The organism is Terriglobia bacterium (assembly GCA_020072815.1).
Classification (GTDB): domain Bacteria; phylum Acidobacteriota; class Terriglobia; order Terriglobales; family Acidobacteriaceae; genus Angelobacter.
Genome location: JAIQGE010000005.1, coordinates 279102 through 298490, shown reverse-complemented (window position 1 = coordinate 298490; position 19389 = coordinate 279102). Strand labels below are relative to the sequence as shown.

11 protein-coding genes are annotated in these 19389 nt (G+C 58.8%); 9 read left to right on the top strand and 2 right to left on the bottom strand.

Annotated elements, in window-relative coordinates; all coding sequences use genetic code 11:
* Window positions 1-2 precede the first annotated feature (2 nt).
* The gene (locus LAO20_08655; protein MBZ5531489.1) at window positions 3-2243 is read left to right on the top strand and encodes a glycosyltransferase; all 2241 of its coding nucleotides are present in this window, start codon (window positions 3-5) and stop codon (window positions 2241-2243) included.
* A gap of 4 nt (window positions 2244-2247) precedes the next feature.
* Window positions 2248-3426, top strand: coding sequence for a hypothetical protein (locus LAO20_08650; GenBank protein MBZ5531488.1), 1179 nt, complete (start codon window positions 2248-2250; stop codon window positions 3424-3426).
* A 37-nt stretch (window positions 3427-3463) separates the two neighbouring features.
* Here LAO20_08650 and LAO20_08645 read toward each other — a convergent pair whose 3' ends face one another.
* Complete coding sequence (locus LAO20_08645; GenBank protein MBZ5531487.1) at window positions 3464-5341, bottom strand: amidotransferase 1, exosortase A system-associated; 1878 nt, start codon at window positions 5339-5341, stop codon at window positions 3464-3466.
* A gap of 383 nt (window positions 5342-5724) precedes the next feature.
* Between LAO20_08645 and LAO20_08640 the strand changes: the two genes are divergently transcribed.
* The 5 genes from LAO20_08640 (at window position 5725) to LAO20_08620 (ending at window position 16754) form a co-directional block, all read left to right on the top strand.
* Window positions 5725-6990, top strand: coding sequence for a glycosyltransferase family 4 protein (locus LAO20_08640; GenBank protein ID MBZ5531486.1), 1266 nt, complete (start codon window positions 5725-5727; stop codon window positions 6988-6990).
* A gap of 534 nt (window positions 6991-7524) precedes the next feature.
* Window positions 7525-11523, top strand: a complete 3999-nt coding sequence (locus tag LAO20_08635) for a hypothetical protein (GenBank protein MBZ5531485.1) — start codon at window positions 7525-7527, stop codon at window positions 11521-11523.
* A gap of 155 nt (window positions 11524-11678) precedes the next feature.
* Window positions 11679-12545, top strand: a complete 867-nt coding sequence (locus LAO20_08630) for a DUF4382 domain-containing protein (GenBank protein ID MBZ5531484.1) — start codon at window positions 11679-11681, stop codon at window positions 12543-12545.
* An 8-nt stretch (window positions 12546-12553) separates the two neighbouring features.
* Window positions 12554-14665: a hypothetical protein gene (locus LAO20_08625; protein ID MBZ5531483.1), complete on the top strand. Its 2112-nt coding sequence runs from the start codon at window positions 12554-12556 to the stop codon at window positions 14663-14665.
* A 52-nt stretch (window positions 14666-14717) separates the two neighbouring features.
* Window positions 14718-16754 carry a choice-of-anchor D domain-containing protein gene (locus tag LAO20_08620; GenBank protein MBZ5531482.1) on the top strand — a complete coding sequence of 679 codons (2037 nt, stop codon included), beginning with the start codon at window positions 14718-14720 and terminating at the stop codon, window positions 16752-16754.
* A 568-nt stretch (window positions 16755-17322) separates the two neighbouring features.
* Here LAO20_08620 and LAO20_08615 read toward each other — a convergent pair.
* Entirely contained in the window at window positions 17323-17496 is a 174-nt protein-coding gene (locus LAO20_08615) for a hypothetical protein (protein ID MBZ5531481.1), read from the bottom strand.
* A gap of 457 nt (window positions 17497-17953) precedes the next feature.
* On the opposite strand from LAO20_08615, the gene LAO20_08610 reads away from it, so the two are divergent.
* Together LAO20_08610 and LAO20_08605 are read left to right on the top strand one after the other, a co-directional pair.
* Window positions 17954-18553, top strand: a complete 600-nt coding sequence (locus LAO20_08610) for a hypothetical protein (protein MBZ5531480.1) — start codon at window positions 17954-17956, stop codon at window positions 18551-18553.
* Between the two features lie 135 nt (window positions 18554-18688).
* A complete protein-coding gene (locus LAO20_08605; GenBank protein MBZ5531479.1) occupies window positions 18689-19264 on the top strand; it encodes a YdcF family protein in 576 nt (191 codons plus the stop codon).
* The last annotated feature ends 125 nt before the right edge of the window (window positions 19265-19389 follow it).

Here is a 19389-nt window from a genome sequence, read left to right as displayed (position 1 = left end):
TTATGGCTGATGTTTCCGTAGTAATGGCAACTTACAATCGCGCACAGCAAGTGCGGGAAGCGATTGACAGCGTGCTGGCGCAAACGGTTCCGGTGCGCGAGATCATTGTTGTGGACGACGGCTCCAAGGACAACACGCGCGAGCAGCTTCTGGCTTACGGCGACCGCGTGCGGCCATTCTTCCAGGCCAACGGAGGCGCGTCCGCGGCTCGGAACCTGGCCATGCGCAATGCAACCGGCGAGTGGCTCGCGTTTCTGGATGATGACGATGTCTGGCTGCCCAACAAGATTGAAAAGCAGATGGAACTGGCCGCGCAGAACCCCAAGCTGGGGCTGGTGTACTGCAGCGATTACGCCGTGGACGAGCAGCTCCGCATTCTGTACGCGCGCAACGCCGCAGCGGAGAACCGCGGCGACGTCTTTGACCGCCTGCTGATCAAGAACTTCATCTTCACTTCCTGCGTGATTGCCCGGCGCGACGCCGTGGAAAAAGCCGGCTACATGGACCTGGAATTCAAGTTCGCCCAGGACTGGGACCTGTGGCTCAAAATCCTTGCCGGTAGCGAGGCCGATCTTGTCGCCGAACCGCTGGTGCTGTATCGCCAGTCAGCTTCAGGCTGCCTCACCCGTGACATGAAAGCCGAGGACCGGCTGCTGGAGATGAAAACCATCAGTGAGCGCGCGATGAAGCTGAGGAGCGTCAGCCCGAAGGCCCAGCGCCGTGCGCGATTTGAAATTGAGACCCAATGGGCGGCAACCGACCTGCTGCAAGGGACCAATGCCGGCGCCATGCGCCATGCCGTTAAGGCCATTGCCGCACAGCCAGGTTCGCTCACCGGCTATCGTCAAGCGGCTTATTCGCTGGTACCGAGAGGCGCGCGCGAATGGGCGAAGAGCAAACTGCGGCGAAACAGCGAGTCGCCAGACACTGCGGCGGAAAAGCCAAAAGCACAAGCAGGAACGCCTGTGCCACACGATTCTTCAGGTGATGGCGGTTCGGCCGCCAGGCACGCGCCGTCGCCCGCGACTGTGAAGAGCACGAAGCTGCCGCCGGTCATCATCATGAACATGTTTTATTCCGGGTTGGCGATTGCCCGCGATCTGGCCGGCACCGGACTCAAAGTGATTGGCCTTTCCGCTGACCGCAAAGCCTATGGCAACTTCACGCGTTTTTGCGACGTACGCTTTGCTCCGGATTCGCAGAGCGAGCCGGAAAAGCTTGCCGCGTATCTCAAGAACGCTGCGGTGGAGCTTGGTGGCGCCGTAATTTTCCCAACGCGCGATGCTGACGTAGTTTTTCTCGACCGTCATCGCGAAGACCTGAAAGACTACCGCCTGTCCATTCCCGGCCAGGAATCTCTGCGGCGGGTCCTGGACAAAGGCCAGTTGGTGGAGGCGGCCAAGGCCGCCGGGGTGCCAGTGCCCAGAACGCTGGTGGTGCACAACGCGAGTGATCTGGAGCGGGTCCCAGCGGATGTCGGCTTCCCGTGCGTGGTAAAGCCGGTAAGCTCCTACCAGTGGCGCGGCGAGGGAAACTGGCAGGCTGTGGGTTGCCGCAAAGCCTTTCGCGCCGATAGCGCGAGCGAACTGAAAGAAGAATATGATCGCGTCGCCCAGGTGAATCCGGAAGTGCTGGTGCAGGAGTGGATACCCGGGGCCACCGGGGACATCGCCATCATGGGCGGGTACTTCGGGAACGGGTCCGAGCCGCTGGGTTATTTCTGTGCGCGCAAACTGGTGCAGGAACCGGACGACTTCGGCACCGGATGCGTGGTGCAAAACGTCAGCCTGCAGGAGATTGTGGAGCCCTCGGCGCGGCTGTGCAAGAGCCTGGCGTATCGCGGCATGGCGGAGATTGAATACAAACGCGACGCCAACACCGGCGAGTACAAGCTGATTGAGATCAACACTCGCCATTGGGACTGGCACCAGCTGGCGCACATGAGCGGCACCAACCTGACGCGCGTCGCCTACAGCGACCTTACCGGGCACAGCCTGGACGCGCACACCTCGCAACATCCGGGCGGCAAATGGGTGGCAGAGGACGCGTGGCTCATGTATTCGGCGTCAGGAATCTATAACAAGCGCGTCAAACTGAAGACACTTTTCGGCCAGTTGTCAGGGCCGAAGATGTTTGGCATCTTCAAGTGGGGCGATCCCATGCCTTTCCTGCGCTACGCGTGGGGTTCCATGTTTCCCACCATGAGCAGGATGGCGCTGCGGAAGATCAGGAGTAAGGGCTAAGTTTATGATCAGTTTCATACATCAATTTGTGAAAAACAAAAACCGGCTATTGCTGATGTCCGTTCTGGCGTTGCTAGGCCTGGCGCAAGCCGCGCGTGCCCAATCGCCCTGGCAGGTGGAAGTGGTGGAAGGCGGCGACGGGCGAAACCTAGGCAAGTTCAGTTCGCTGTCCATTGACAGTCATGACAACCTCCACATCGGCTACTACGATGAGACCCGCCAGGCCTTGCGCTACGCGTTCCGCTCCGCGTCCGTCAAGCGCTGGGACATCATGGAAGTTGACGCCAGCGGCGGATTTGAATCACTGGCGGTGGACAACAACGGCCACCCGCACTTCGCCTACGCGGGCCCGAATGAGTCCGGCCTGCGTTACGCCTTCTGGGACGGAAAGAAGTGGACCAAGCAAACGCTGGACTACGAGCACATCAATTTCTTCAACTTCATCCGCATCGCGCCCAACGGCCAGCCGCGGATCAGCTACTACCATCGCCTGTATAAAGACGGCACGTATGCCTTGCACTTGAAATACGCGTTTCTTGACGGCGGGACGTGGTATACGGAAACAGTGGATTCACGATCGGCCACCGGCAAATTCAATTCACTGGCGCTGGACAGCAAGGGTCTGCCGCACATCGCTTATTCCGACGTGGATGCCGGGGACCTGCGCTATGCCAGTTGGGACGGCTCGGAGTGGCACTTCGGCGCTCCCGACACGCATCAGATGTCAGGCGGCTGGACGGGACTGGGCGGCAGCATTGAGATCGATCAGGCAGGCAATCCGCACATCGCTTACTTTGACGTTGCCCACCGCATGGTCAAGTACGCCAGTTGGACGGCGCAGGGCGGATGGAAGTCAGAGGTGGTGGACAACATTACCGGCCGGGCGGACAACATTGAACGCGTCTCGTTGAAGTTTGACAGCAAACAACGCCCGCATGTGGCTTACTGGGACAGCGGCATGGGCGTCTTGCGATATGCCACGATTACACCCAAGGGCTGGAAAGCCGAAACCGTTGACAACGGCAACAACGTGGGCCTTGATCCTTCGCTGGCGATTGACAGCCACGACGACATCTACATCAGCTACTACGATATGGCCCACACCGCACTGCGGCTGGCGCACAAGCGCGCTGCCGTGGCGGCGCCGCAGACTCGGGCCGAGACGGTCAAGCCGCAGCCTTAGGAGTTCAAAGATTTTCTTGGCGCTTCAGTGACGGCTTCTACGCCGGAAAAGCACTCCGCCACTTGCGATACATGAGCACCGTCCAGAGCTGCGGCGAACGGTCAGCCTGGCCCGATTGATGCTGCTTCCAGATTTTCCCCAACTGCTTGGGATCAAGAATGCCGTCGTCCTGGCCGATGATGTTGTCGTAGGCCATCTCTTTGATCTCTTTGCGGAACCAGTGGTCGAGCGGGATGGCGAACCCCTGCTTGCGGCGATACAGCACGTCGTCCGGCAAGGTGGGCGACATGGTTTTCTTCAGAATATATTTTCCGTTGGTGCCGCGCAGCTTCAGGCTGGAAGGAATGGTAGCGGCCATTTCCATCAAATGATGGTCCAGGAACGGAGCCCTCACTTCCAAGGAAACCGCCATGCTGGCGCGGTCTACTTTGGTCAGAATGTCATCGGGCAAATAGGTCTTGATATCAACGTACTGGATGCGGGTCAGCGGATCGTCCGTTCCGGCGTTGTCGTAGTGTTTCTGGAAGACGCTGATGGAATCGTAGCCGGCCACCTGCCTCAGGAAATCAGAACTGAACAGGCTGGGCTTTTCATCCGGACGAAAGATGGAAAGCGAGTTGAAGTAGCCTTCCAGCGGCGAGCGCGACAAGCTTTGAAAAGTGGCGCGGCCGCGAAACACGCGCGGCGCCCAGGAGAGCGGAGGATAGATCCGGCCCAGCGGCCCAAAGATGGCGCGCCGGATGGAGAGCGGGGCGATGCCGCGCAGACGGTTCTCAAACTGGTCAAAGTAGTAGCGGCGATACCCGGCAAAGTTCTCATCGCCGCCATCGCCGCCCAGGGCCACGGTGACTTTTTCCCGGGCCACCGCGGACACGTAGTACGTGGGTATGGCGGACGAATCAGCAAACGGCTCATCGTAGTGCCACGCCAGCTTGTCAATGACCTCCGTGGCCTGCGGATGAACGGTCTTCTCGTGGTGATCGGTGGCAAACTGGTCGGCGATCTTGCGGGCAAACGGCGCTTCGTTGTACTCCTCCTCCTCAAACGCGATGGAGCAGGTGGTGACTGAGCCTTTCTTCTGAATGTGGCGCATCATCGCCACCACGGTGGAGGAATCAACGCCGCCGCTCAGGAAGGCCCCCAAGGGCACGTCGCTCATGAGCTGGATGCGGGTGGACTCGCATAGCTGGTGGCGCAGGATTTCACACCACTCGGCTTCGCTGCGGTCTTCGCGAGGATGGAAACTCAAGTCCCAATAACACTCGTCGCGGAGGGAGCCGCCGGAAACGACCACGTAATGACCGGGCAGGACTTTGCGGACTTCGCGATAAATGCTTTTCGGCGCCGGGACGTAGCCAAAACTGAAGTAGTCGAACAGCGCTTCATTGTCGGTGTGGACCGAGACATCGGGCCCGGCGAGAATGGCTTTCAATTCGGAGCCGAAGAGCAGGCGGTTGGCGTCACGATAGTAGAACAGCGGCTTTTCGCCGGCGCGATCACGCGCCAGAATCAGCTTGCGAGTGCGCGAGTCCCACAACGCGATAGCAAACATTCCGCGCAAATGGGTAAAGCAGCCTTCGCCGTAATCTTCGTAGAGGTGGACGATGGCCTCCGTGTCAGAACGCGTGGCCAGGCGGTGTCCGCGGCCCAGCAGTTCCTGGCGGAGCTCGGGGTAGTTGTAGATCTCGCCGTTCAGAAGGACCCAAATGCTGCCGTCTTCGTTGGAGATGGGCTGGTGCCCGCCGGCGACGTCAATGATGCTCAGGCGGCGATGTCCCAGTCCAATGCCGGGAGCCACGTAAACTCCGTCGTCGTCCGGGCCACGGTGGCGCAGGGTTTGGTTCATGGCATGGACGTCCGCGCGAGCCACGGGCCGGGACTGGTCGAACTCAAAAATTCCGCAGATTCCGCACATTCAGCTTTTCCTTCTTCCGGTACCGAAGTGGCCCCAAGTAAGCTTGCAATGGACACAATTCGGCGAACCTCAGTTAAAAGGCAAGTGAATGGCCAAACACTCGCGTGATGGGCGCTTAATGAATGAATATCTGTCTTGGATTCAACCAATTAGCGCGACCCATCGCACACGAGCAGGTTTGTCGGCGGCGCATCCTTTATATAGTATGCAAAGATTTTCACATCAAGAACGTTGGGTACTCACCAGGCTGAGTTTCCAGGCCGCTATGCTGTTCACAAAAGGTGACTTAACTTGCCACGCGATGTGAGAACGTGGCAGGCCAGTTGCTCATAGTTACTTGTTTGCTGTCAAGGGTTTAGAGAAGCAATCACCGTGGCGAGCCAATGCACATCCTGACTTTCACCAGCCTTTTCCCCAACTCGAGCGATGACACGCTGGGTGTATTCATTTACCAGCGGATGGCGCACGTCAGCCGGCGCCCCGGAAACAAGGTTACGGTGGTTGCACCAGTGCCGTATTTTCCCGCGTGGATCAAGTCTTCGACGTGGGGCGCGACAGCGCGCATTCCCCGGGTAGAGCAAATCGGAGAGCTTACCGTTTACCATCCGCGCTATCTGCTGCTGCCGAAAATTTCCATGCCCTTGCACGGACTGTTGATGTTTCTTGGCAGCTACCTGCTGGCGCGCAAGCTGCACAAGCAGCTTCGCTTTGATTGCATAGACGGACACTACATCTACCCCGACTGTTTCGCGGCGGTCCTGATCGGCAAGCTGCTCGGCCTGCCGGTGGCGGCGTCGGCGCGCGGCACGGACATCAATCTGTTTCCTTCGTTCCGCCTCTTGCGGCCCATGATCCGCTGGACGCTGAGAAATACGGCCGGCAACATCGGAGTCTGCAAAGCTTTGACCGACGAGATGGTGAAGCTGGGCGTGCCGCCGGAGCGGGCCACCGTGATCGGGAACGGCGTTGACCTGGGCCGATTCAATCCAGTGGAGCAGAAGCAAGCGCGGCAGGAACTTGGCCTGCCGGTGGAAGACCAAATCGTTGTTGCCGTTGGCGCCTTGATACCCAGGAAAGGTTTCCAGTTTCTGATTCCGGCAATGGCCAGGCTGGCAGAGAGATTTCCCAAACTCGTGGTGTACATCGTGGGCAAGGGCGATACTGCGGAATTGCTGGCGCTGGCGCGGACCTGCAACGTGGCAGATCGCGTGATCTTTGCCGGAGCGCGGCCCAACGAAGAGCTTCGGCTGTGGTACAGCGCGGCCGACTTGAGCTGTCTGGTCAGTTCGCGCGAAGGCTGGCCCAACGTGGTGCTGGAGTCGCTGGCCTGCGGAACGCCTGTGGTGGCGACCGGGCTTTGGGGCGTCCCGGAGATCCTGGTTTCTCCGGAGTTGGGAATCATGGTCGCGCAGGACGCGGCGGCGATCGCTGACGGGATCGGCGCGGCGCTGGAGCGCAAGTGGAATCGCGACGCCATCGTTCGCTACGCGCGCACGCGCACCTGGGAGACTGTCGCAGCGGAAGTAGAGAGTTACTTAGTGCGAATCTCAGCGGAAAGCCGTAGTGAAAATCGCAATGATATTGCCGATGCCCAAAGCCGGAACCACTCCGAAGAAGCACCTGCGAAGCTATCTAATATTGAACAGTGAATGCATTTTTTTCTCGCGTGTGTAGTTTGTGCGCGAACGAACCACGCTGAAATAGTTTTCAACTCCACAACTAAGTTGCTTTTAATCCAACGTAATTTCTTCTGCAAAAACTTTGGCCACCTCCTTGCCTCTGAAGCAATGCCTGTAGTTATTTAACACTCGTTTTTCTGTAGTGAGCCCGCTTCCGGTAAAGTTCAAAACATGCAAAGTTTTGCACTCTTGCAAGCGCAGGTGTGCTGCTATCAGCGTTACAGCCCTTCTGTATCTGGGAAACAAAGATTTATAGCGGTGATTTCGTAGTGCAAGTGGCTTAGGAAGACCCCTAATCATTCGAATTACTTTTGTCTCAAGACCCTGACTAGCTTTTTGGTGATCGTTCGGACTGGATTGCTGTGAACTGTCGGCATCTCGTAGCAGCAATAACTGTCTTGTATCGTTCACGATGTGCAACTGACTTTCGTACCCGATAACCGGCCCAGTTTCTTCGAGTTTTTCTGCTGGGCATGCGTGGCCTGAGCGCCAAGGAAGAAGTTGATGAATATCGCAGTCCCCCGTCGTAGAGCTTTCCTCACCCGGTTGCTTTCCCTTGCGCCAATTCTTTTTGTTCTGCTCGCGTCCGGCGCGTTCGCGCAACTGAACGTCCCGTTGACGATCCAGGAAATGACCTATCCCGGCGCCACCGGGGTGGCGCGCACCAGCGAACCTCTGAGCGTGGGCGTGCCTTTGGCGAAAGGACTGGTGCCGTGCGCCAATGCCAACCCGGCGAGTTGCGCAGGGTTGTCGTCACTGGGGCTGACGGGGGCCACCATGGGACAGTTCCGCTGCCTGGTGGAATGGGAAGATCAATCCTGCAAGTGGGTGCTGGTTGATACACAAGCGACCCTGACGGCCGGCGGCGTGAATACCGCGATCGCCCTGACCAATGCCGGCGCCGGAAACTTCGGCGGCGCCAATCTGGCCACGGACAACGGCACCACCATCACGGTAAACACCGGAGCAGCGCAGTTCACCATCAAGAAAGCCAACTTCAACGGGCTGGATATTGTCGTAGCCGGCGGCAAGACGATTGTCGCCAGCGGCGCCAGCACAGGATTGGCGATCGTGGGTCCGGCCCCCGGCGGGACCTCCTGCGGCACCTGCACCACCACCTACACTTCCGCGAACGATGCGACCTCCACGGCAATCATTGAAGAAAATGGCCCGGTGCGCACGGTGGTAAAAGCTGACGGAGCACACAAAGACGCGGCCGGCAACGTCTACATGCGCTATGCGGTGCGGCTCTATTTTTATCAGGGCAAGAGTTATGTCCGCGCGAATGTGAGCCTGCGCAACGCTGACAACGCTTCCACCGCGGCGAATACAGCGTACAAAGGATTCTCTGCCTACGAGCTTCGCGTGACGCCCACGCTGGGAACGGGCCGCGGCTTCACCTTTGGCAATGGCACGGCAACGCCAACCGCTGGCACATTCACCGGCTCAGAAAACGCATACCTCTACCAGGCCTACACCAGCCACATGGAGCACATCGACTGGGCTTCATCCACGGCATCCTTTATTACTCGTTCTGGCGCGACCTACGCGCAAAACGGATACGAGATCACGCAAGGCGGCGCCAACCTTCTGCGCGGCACCGCGGTCTCGGCGGCCTCCAAGATGTTTGGCGATGTTGCCGACTCCACGGGAACGGGAGTCCTGGCGGGCGTTTATCTGGGAGGCGAGGTCTGGCCCAAGTCCGTGCAGTTGCAGAGTGGCGGCAATGAAGTGCGCGTTGGCATCTGGCCCGACCAGACTCTCTACACCGGGACCTGCTCGCTGACGCCGTGCGCCAGTCCTTACTACCAGGCATGGCCGCAGCACAGCATCCATGACGTGTATTTGAATTTTCACAGCGCGGCGCTGGCCAGCCCGCAGAACGAATTCCTGAAACAGCAGTTTTATCTGGTGGCGCGCGCTTCTGTTGACTACTACAACGGCACCAACGCGATGTTCAACGCGCTGATCAACCCCACGGAAGAAGACGCTTATTACCGCAATCTGACAATGTCCTGCTGCATCGCGGACTTTACTCCAAGTGTTTTTCGCTTTTACGTATGGCCGGCCACCAGCGGCAGCAATCAGGCGGACTTCGCGCTGGCTTACATGCGCAACTTCATGGAACGCGGCTACACCGGACGCTACATGTACGCGGTGAATCGTTACCGCTTCGATGCGGAGCAGGCTTTCCCGCGTTCCGACGGGTTCTCCTGGCGGACGAGCGGGAGCTCTTTGGATTCCTGGGGCTTCCCGACGGCGGGTTCCACCAACGGCGGCAATGCCAACCGCGCGTGGGTTGACCAGGAGCACGCGCACTGGTACGGCATGGTGGACTACTACCTGGCCAGCGGCGACGAAACCATTCATGACGCCATCAACGATGGTCCCAAAGACCGCTACCTGAACACTACAGCCGGGCTGAATACCGGGGGGCTGTGGAATGAGCGCGCGATCGGAAACGAGCTGATCGCCATCTCCCGCATGTATCAGCTGGCAAGAGGCACCAATGATCCTGACGCTCCGGGCTTTCTCACGGTCGCGGACAAAGTGATGAACACGCAAGTGTGGCCCGACCTGCCCAATCCGGCCGCGCCCGGAGCCGCACAGAACGCCCAGGGCACGGCGATGAACCGGGGCTTCCATTACGGCTGCTGCGCTTCCGATACGTGGCCCAATCCGCCGGCGACCAGCGGCCCGGCGGGAGCGGGATCCGCGCGCACCAATCACGTGTTCATGACCAGCATTCTGGTGCAGGGCGTGTACGAACTGGCAATCGCGCGGGGAACAACCTGGACCGGCACTGCAGGAAACGACCAGTACAACCGCGCGCTTGATTACGCTTACGGACTGGCCCATTGGGAACTGACGGAAGGATTCAGCGACAACGGGACCTGCGTTCCGGTGCAGCAATGCGGCTTCATCTATGCGTTGACGCCGGATTATCCGCAAACTCTGGGTCCGCAGATTGGCCAGGAGACGATCTGGTATCCGTTCTTCATTCAGCAGCTGTACAAAGGCGACGTAGGTTTCTGGCAGCGCAAGCTGAATGTCCAGCTCAAGCAGGTTGATCAGGCAAACTCCGGCGGCACCTGGGACGAAAATGCGAATTACACCGTAAACCAGGCCATCTTCTCCGCTCTGCATCCCGGCACGGCGGTCATGCTGGATGTGGCCATTACGGTCGCCAACAACGGCGGAGGATCTTACACGATCAGTTGGACGCCGCCGGCTGGCGTCACGAAATACCGGCTGAAACATTTCAACGGAAAACAGATTGTTGACGACCTGGGCTGGAACGCGCAGACGCAGACTTCAACCTTCGCGCAGACCAGCTTCAATCCGTTCTGGTCGTCCCCGGCGACGCGCCAGCAACCGGCGGCGGGAGCCAGCAGCATCACAGTAACGCTGGACGATCTCACCGGCGCAGCCCTTAGCGCGACGGGCGAAAACTTTGCACTCAAAGCGGTAACGACTTCAGGCACGGCTGATACCACGCCGCCAACAATTTCCATTACGGCGCCGGTGAATGCGGCCACCGTATCGGGGACGGTAACGGTATCAGCGACAGCGGCGGACAACGTGGGCGTGCTAGGTGTTCAGTTCCTTTTGGACGGCGCAAACCTGGGCGTGGAAGACACCACCTCGCCTTACAGCGTGACCTGGAATACCACCACCGCCACACCCGGCGCACACACGCTGACGGCGAGGGCCCGCGACGCCGCGGGAAACACCGGATCATCGTCGGTGACGGTCACCGTAAACAACCCAGACACCACGCCGCCGACGGTATCCATCTCAGGTCCGGCCAGCGGCGCCACGGTTTCGGGGTCGGTAACCATCTCCGCCAGCGCGTCGGACAACGTAGGCGTGGCTGGCGTGCAGTTCCAGTTGGATAGCGTGAACCTGGGCGCGGAAGATACGGCTGGACCGTACAGCACAGTCTGGGACACCACCAAAACTACGAATGGCACGCACACGCTGGGCGCCATCGCCCGGGATGCAGCCGGCAACAAGACCACGGCCACACTTAGCGTGACAGTCGCCAACAGCCTGACTCCGCCGGGGACCGCCGGAGGAGTGGGTGTGGACGTGAACACCAAATATTCGGTGGAGTTGAAAGAACTGGCTCCGCTGGTGTCCTGTGCGACCTGCTGGTTTGCAACCGCCAATGATTTGATGGCCGGTCAAACGCTGGAAATCCGCGTGCGTCCGGCAACCAACCCGCAAGTAGCGGACCAGGTAATCCTGAAGCAAGGCACGGTGGATGGGACGGTAGCCAGCGTGGGCACCAACCAATTCGTGCTAACGCCGGCGGCAGGAAACCTGTGGCCGGCGTCGGTAGCGGTGGTTACCAGCAGCACGGTGACTCAGTTCGTGGGCTTTGCCTCTTCCAACGGACCTATCACGGCGGGCCAAAAAGTTTCCGTGCGCGGATTGTTGTTCAAGTCCACTCCCACGGGTGTGCAGCTGATCGCGAGCGCGGTGGAACTGAGGCCGTAAAACAAATTGTGGGTCGGTGCATCGCACAGCGTTGGACTGCTGAGCGTTGAACCAAAGATCGTTGAATTAGAGATCGTCAACTTGCAGAACAAGTCATAAGGGGTGTACAGATGGGAAGCTTTGCAAAGTGGATTTCAGGCGCAAGTTTACTGGGGATGGCGCTTATTCTCGGCGGGTGCGGTTCAACGGGCTCCAATTCTTCGACACCGCCGCCGACGCCTACCCCCGGCGCCTCCAACCTGACCGTTTTCATGAAAGACGCAGCCGCGGACAACGTCCTGGCGTTCAAAGTTGACGTGACCTCGGTCAGCGTTACGGATTCCACGGGAAAAAGCACCACGCTTTCCACAACCCCCATGACCTTTGAACTGCGCCACCTGGAGCTGGCGCCAACGCTGATGGTGGAAACCGGAAACCTGGCGCCGGGCGCCTACAGCAGCGTAAATCTCACGCTGGCCAACCCTGGACTGGTGGTGAATTCCGCCGGCACGCCCACGCAGGTGAGCAATCCGCAAATGACCAGTACTTCGGTTTCCATCCCATTGAGTAATGTTTCTCTGCCCTCGGGCGGAACGCAGGGGCTGGCGCTGGACTTCAGCCTGCAAAAATCCATCACCCAGAATGCTGCTGGAGGCTGGGTAATCACGCCGAGCATCACCGGGGCCGCCGTGTCCCCCGGTTCCTCCGGCTTGCAAATGGTGGATACGGTCGGAAAGATCTCCGCGCTGCCGGGAAGCCCCGCCAATTCGTTCGATTTCCAGGCGACCAATGGCTCCGGCAGCGTGCGCATTATGACGGATGCCAGCACAGTGTTCGACGCCACCATCGGCAAGTTCTCAGCTTTGACGACCGGGGAGTTTGTGGAAGTTGAGGGAGTGCTGCAAAACGATGGCACTTTCCTGGCAAAATACATTGAGCTGAGCGCACCCAATCAGTTGCTCAGGCTGGGCGGGGTTGTCTCCGCGGTGCAGAAAGACGCGGCTGGCAATCCAACTTCCATCAACCTGGTGGTACAGAACTAGTGGTGAACATGAAGCGCATAGCAGTAACACTCGCAATTCTAGTGGCCGCGTTGGCGGCCAACGGCCAGAGCTGGCAGTCCATCCCTCCCACCGGCAACCCGCTGCCTTTCTACACCTTGTGGACCAGATCAGTTTACGATTACCAGCACAAAACGCTCTTGCTCACGCAGGGCGATAACGGGCACGGCTCAGGAATCTACGCTGATTCGGTGTGGGGTTTTAATCCCACCAATGGCGCATGGACGCAATTGTGGGTGAGCGATGCCCCCACGCAGCTCTGCCCCGGAGACACAGCCACGCGTCCGAATCACCGGCACACCTACAACCAACTCACCTGGGACACCTTGCGCAACCAGTTGAACGTCTCGTCGGGCTCCTGCCAGGGCGCATTGGGCTATGACTGGTATTCATTCACGCATAGCGGAACTGCGAATTCCGGCTCCTGGACGGCAGCAGCTGGGACTACTCCTAATCCCACGAACCGGCAGGAAGCAGCGATGGTCTACATGGCAAATGTCGATCGAGTGCTGCTTTATGGAGGATTCGCGGGCGCTAACGCCACCACGTCTGACGACACGTGGGAATACAATCCGGCCACCAATACCTGGACGCAGATCTGCACAGGCTGCGCGCCCGGCGCGCGCCATGCTCACATCCTGGTGTATGACGACACTACGGGTAAAGCCATCCTTTACGGCGGACAGCGCAGTTCCGGCGGCGCGAACATTGCCGCAACCTTCATTTACGATCCAACCAAGCCCGCAGCCAGCCGGTGGACGGCCGCCAGCCCAACGGTGGAAGCGCCTGCCTCCGCTTACACCTGCCATGGGTATGACAAGCAGCGCGGCCGCGTCCTGATCTACCCGACGCAGGGCCACGTTTACTCATACACCATTGCTTCCAACACCTGGGTTGACCTGGGCATCGTGGGCGGGCCCAATCCCGATCCCGGCGCCGGCGACGGCACGGCAGATACATTCTGCGGCTACGATTTTGATCACGACTACTTCGTGTTCTTCTCTTATCCAGGACCCGGGGGCGGTCCGCTGCTGACTTCGGGCATCAACTTTGGACATCCCACGAACTCTCCGCCGGACACGACTCCGCCTACGGTCTCCATGACCGCGCCGGCCAGCGGAGCCAGCGTGTCTGGATCGGTGACGGTTTCAGCGACCGCGGCCGACAACGTGGGCGTGGCGGGCGTGCAGTTCCAGTTGGATGGAGTCAACCTGGGCGCGGAGGATCCGGCGTCACCGTACAGCATTACGTGGAACACCACCAGCGCCACCAACGGGCCGCACACCCTCACGGCAATTGCGCGGGATGCAGCGGGCAACAAGACGACTTCTGCAGCGGTTTCAGTCACGGTAAACAACGTGGCGCCTCCGCCGGACACCACGCCGCCTACCGTTTCCGTGACGGCTCCGTCCAATGCCGCTACGGTGTCCGGATCGGTAACAGTTTCCGCGACCGCGTCTGACAACGTGGGCGTGGTGGGAGTCCAGTTCCAACTTGATGGCGTTGCTCTGGGCGCGGAAGATCTAACGTCGCCTTACAGCGTTGCTTGGGACACAACGAAAACAGCGAACGGCACGCACACGGTGAGCGCTGTGGCACGCGATGCTGCGGGGAACAAAACGACTTCATCGGTCACGATCACGGTGGCCAACACCACAACACCTCCGGGCTCAGCCGCCGGAGTGGGTGTGGACGTGAACACCAAGTACGTGGTGGAACTCAAGGAACTAGCGCCGCTGGTGGCGTGCGCGAGTTGCTGGTTCGCCACGGCGAACGATTTGATAGCAGGACAGACGCTGGAAATTCGCGTGCGTCCTGCGACCAATCCGGCCGTCGCAGACCAGGTCATTCTCAAACAAGGCACGCTGGATGGCACGGTAAGCAGCGTCGGCGCAAACCAGTTCGTTATAGCGCCGGCTGCGGGAAATCTGTGGCCCGCGACGGTGACGGTAACCACCGGGTCGGTGACCATCTTCAGCGGATTTGCCGGGCCCACGGGTCCGGTGCAGGCCGGACAGAAGGTTTCTGTCCGGGGACTGCTGTTCAAGTCCACGCCCAGCGGAGTTCAGCTTGTCGCCAGCGGCGTGGAGCTGCGGCCATAGTCACCCTCTGCGCGAGTCAACAGCGGCATGCATTTTGGAGTTGAAGTTGTCCATGAAAAGAAATCTGCTTGGTTCCCTTGTCATCCTCGCGCTGACAATTCTCTCTCAAACCGCTAGTGCGGCCACGCGCCAGGTGGGTCCAGGAAAGACCTTTGCCACGCCGTGCGCCGCGATTGCCGCCGCCGTGGCGGGCGACATCATTGAGATTGATTCCAGCGTGACGTATGTGGGAGACGTATGCGCCTGGAGCACGCCCAATCTCACCATCCGCGGCGTGGGCGGACAGCGCGCGCACATTGACGCCGGCGGGCAAAACTCCCAGGGCAAAGGAATCTGGGTGATTTCCGGCGCCAATACCACAGTGGAGAACATCGAGTTCAGCGGCGCCACCGTGGTGGACCAGAACGGCGCCGGCATCCGCCAGCAGGCTGATAACCTGACGGTCCGCAACTGCTATTTTCACGACAACGAAGAAGGCATCCTCACGGACTCCTCACTCACCAGCACCATCATCATTGAGTTTTCAGAGTTCGCGTTCAACGGTTTTGGCGATGGGCAGAGCCACAACGTCTACATCGGCAACATAGGAACGCTGATCTTTCGCTACAACTATTCGCACCACGCCAAGATTGGGCATCTGCTGAAGACCCGCGCGGCGCAGAATTTTGTGCTCTACAACCGTCTCAGTGACGAAGCCACCGGCACGTCCAGCTACCAGATTGATATTCCGAACGGCGGACTGTCCTACATCATCGGCAACGTTATTGAGCAAGGTCCGCTGAACGACAACTCCACGCTGGTGGCGTATCTGGAAGAAGGCACCAACCCAGGCAACCCCAGCAATCAGATGTTCGTGATCAACAATACCTTCGCCAATGACGCAGCCAGCGGGACATTCATTTCACCCGCCCTGGCGGCTGCCCCGGTGGTGATCAAGAACAATATTTTCTTCGGCCCGGGGACGCTGACCAATCAAGCGTCAGCGATCAAAGCCAACAATTTTGTGGGAAACCCAAACTTTGTGAATGCCGCCGGGTTTGATTACCACCTGCTGACAGGGTCGCCGGCAATCAACGCCGGCGTAGACCCCGGAGCGGACGGCGCAAACTCGCTGGTTCCGGTGTTTCAGTATGTCCATCCGGCGTGCGCCGAAGGGCGTGTAGCCCAGAGCACGATTGATATTGGCGCGTATGAATTTGGCGGCGGCACAGGCATTGCGCCGCCCAACGGAACTTGCAGCACGGCCACGGGGCCGCTGGTGTCATTGTCCGCGGCAAGCCTGATTTTTTCCGCCCAGCTTCTGAATACTTCGAGCGCAGCCAAAAGCTTCTCCATCACCAATAGCGGAAATGCGCCGCTGAGCATCTCGAGCGTCGCCGCCTCCGGCGATTTCTCACAAACCAATAATTGTGTTTCAGTGGCGGCGGGATCGAGCTGCACAGTGAACGTCACGTTCAAGCCGACTGCGGCGGGGACGCGCACCGGGTCGGTGACCATCACCGACAACGCCGCTGGAAGCCCGCATTCGGTGAGTCTCTCCGGCACAGGCACTACCACGGCTCCGCCTCCGGACTTCTCCCTTTCGGCCCCATCAGCCTCAAGCACCGTCACGGCCGGGCAGCCGGCCACCTACAGCCTGACGATTTCCGCCAGCGGCGGGTTCAATCAAGCAATCGCGCTCTCATGCTCGGGCGCTCCCACCGGAAGCAATTGCAGCCTGTCGCCAACGTCCGTCAATCCCAATGGCGCAACGGCGACGGTGAACGTTACCGTGACCACTACGGCGCGGGCCGCTACGGCGTTCCGCATCCAAGATTTTCCCGGCAACTTGCCTGCGTCGCCTTTGTGGCTGCCCGCGTTGCTGGGACTCGTTGCGATTCTTGCCTTTGCGGGAAAAAGCAAACGCCGGTTTGTTTTCGCGGCGCCTGCTTTTGCCCTCTTCTTATTCACCGTAGGTTGCGGATCAACTTCCAGCAACACAGTTTCAGCTGGCGCGCAGGGCACGCCGGCGGGCACTTACACGCTCACCATCACCGGCACGGCCGGGGCCCAGAGCCACAGCATGACGGTGACCATGGTAGTGAAGTAACACCCACAACACGCATGGACACGCGAATCGCTAGACGCTGATGCGGGTAGTGGGTCAGTCCAACTGACCCACTATCTGGACACGGAGCTTTCCTTTCCCCGCGATGCACTCCAGTCGCAAGTATTTGGCCAAATCTCACTTCTGCGGAAACCATCAGAGAAGGCCTACTTTACCTCCGCTCCCACTGCAGCGATTTGCACTTTCACGTGCTAACCTCATTGCTTCATTTGCCCGGCGCTGTATCTGACAAAGAGTACACATTTATCGAATACTAAACATTTACTTCTCTTACAACTAGACGCTACCTCATTACTCTTTTTGCGAGACCTTACGGCTCACTAAGCCCTTATGAAACTCAATTGCACCTACACCGCAGAGATTAGAGTTAGTTAATCTATGAGATGAACTTCTAGATAGAACGGTTTTTTGAATATTTTGCCCCACAACTTGTGCAGGCAAGGCTTCATTTACTTTCTCGGCAGGCACACTTGTCACATCTTGCCTATCTAACATAATGAAGGTGTGGTAGCTGAATCAGATGCGCCTTGCCCAGTTAGCACGGGCAACCTCACACTCCCACGGTTCGTGCAGCACGGCTCCGCATTACCAGCTTTCCGTTGCTCATATTGCAGCGAATCGTCACGCTGCTTGAAAACTCGTAAAGAAAGGAAAGTGCCATGCTGGTATCCACTTCAAGACTACAACCGATATGTAAATATTTGATGGCGGCGTTGGCGATCATGTTCGCTGCCACCGCTGTTTTGGGCCAATCGTGGCAAACGATAAGCCAGACAGGGTTTCCCAAGCCTTCCTATACTATCTGGACAAACACCGTTTACGACTATCAAAACAAGACTCTTCTACTCACTCAAGATGATTCAGCAGCCGGCTCCTGGATTTGGGCGGACGCAATGTTCAGCTTCAATCCCACCAATGGTCTGTGGACCCAACTATGGGTCAGTGATGTACCCAACCAGATGTGCCCTGGGAACACGGTTGTGCGGCCTAATCATCGTGAAACCTACAATCAGATCACCTACGACACACTTCGAAACAAGACATACATAACTTCGGGCTCTTGCGATGGAGGACTCGAGTATGACTGGTATTCGTTTACCCACAACGGGATTATGGGTTCCGGAAGCTGGTTCCAGTCAACTACAGCAGTTCCTAACCCCAACATCCGGCAAGAATCGGCCATGGTCTATATGCCCAACGTGGATCGCGTTCTGCTTTATGGGGGATATAAGGGAGTCGCCGGAGTCACCTCGGCGGAAGCGTGGGAATATAGCCCGGCCAACAATACCTGGACACGAGTGTGCAGCACTTGTGCTCCCGGAGCGCGTCACGCCCACATCATGGTCTATGACTATGCCAGCGGCAAGGTAGTCCTGTACGGCGGAGAACGCAGTTACAACGGTGCAGACATTGCCCAAACATATCTCTATGACCCAACCCAGCCGGTTGCCAGCCGGTGGACCGCCGCGAATCCCCATCCGGAGGCGCCCGCGTCAGCTTACACCTGCCATGCCTACGATAAGCAGCGTAACCGCATTCTGATTTACCCAGCGCGAGGCCACGTGTACGCATACACGGTTGCGTCAAACGCCTGGACAGACCTGGGCATCACGGGAGGCCCGAATCCAGCTCCCAGCCCAGGTGGGAGCGTTGACACCTTCTGCGGCTACGATTACGACAATGATTGGCTTGTTCTGTTTTCCTACCCCGGGGTGGGTGGCGGGCCGCCTTTGACCTACGGCATTAACTTTGGCCATCCTCCCAACACGGGCGGCCAATGATGCGAATCTGAATCTTGGAAGCGAGTCGCGGACTCACAGCCGAGCAGATCGAGAGCGCAATCCTTGAGCTGCTCTTACTTTTTCAGCCTTTCACCCCCGCCGCCTGTATGCTTGGGAAGACAGAAGGCAGCCCAAGTGAGCATTCTTGATGCAGTCTCCAATGTTCTGATTGCCAATGAGGTGCCGGGCCCGTGTGATCTGATCTTTGTGCTGGCCGGCAGGCCGGAGAGAAAAGATTACGGACTGGAACTCTTCCAACGCGGGCTTGCGCCGCGATTGATTCTCAGCGTGGGCCGGTTTGAAGTTCGCCAGACGGCCGCAGCCTTCGAACTTCCTGAATTGATCAGCATGCGGGACAAAACGCAGCCCTTCCAGCGGCATTTCTGGATGGATTTCACCAAGGGAAGCCGCCAGGTCCGTCTGGCAGGGCTCAAGCGGCACAACACATTCTGGGAGTTGTCCGCCCTTGCCGGCTATCTGGCTCCGGAGCCGCCGCGCAGCATTGCGCTGGTGAGCACTTCAATCCATCTTCGCCGCATACGATTCTGCTGCCGGCGAATTCCGTTCTTCCAAGAGAGGACCGTTTTCTTTTTGGCTGTCCCGGAAGAGGCCAGCTCGTTTCAGCGTGACACTTGGTGGAAACGGAAAGGCCACTGGTCTTATGTGGCGCAAGAATACGTCAAGCTGGCAGGATACCACCTACTCTACTGAAGCGGGAGGGCGTAGACCAAGACACTGGCCTGGACAGGACTGCCTTTCTCCAGCCACAACCTTCATGAAAAGGCCTTGCCATTGCATCCCCTCATGACAATGGCAAGGCGCTCAGAACAAACTAA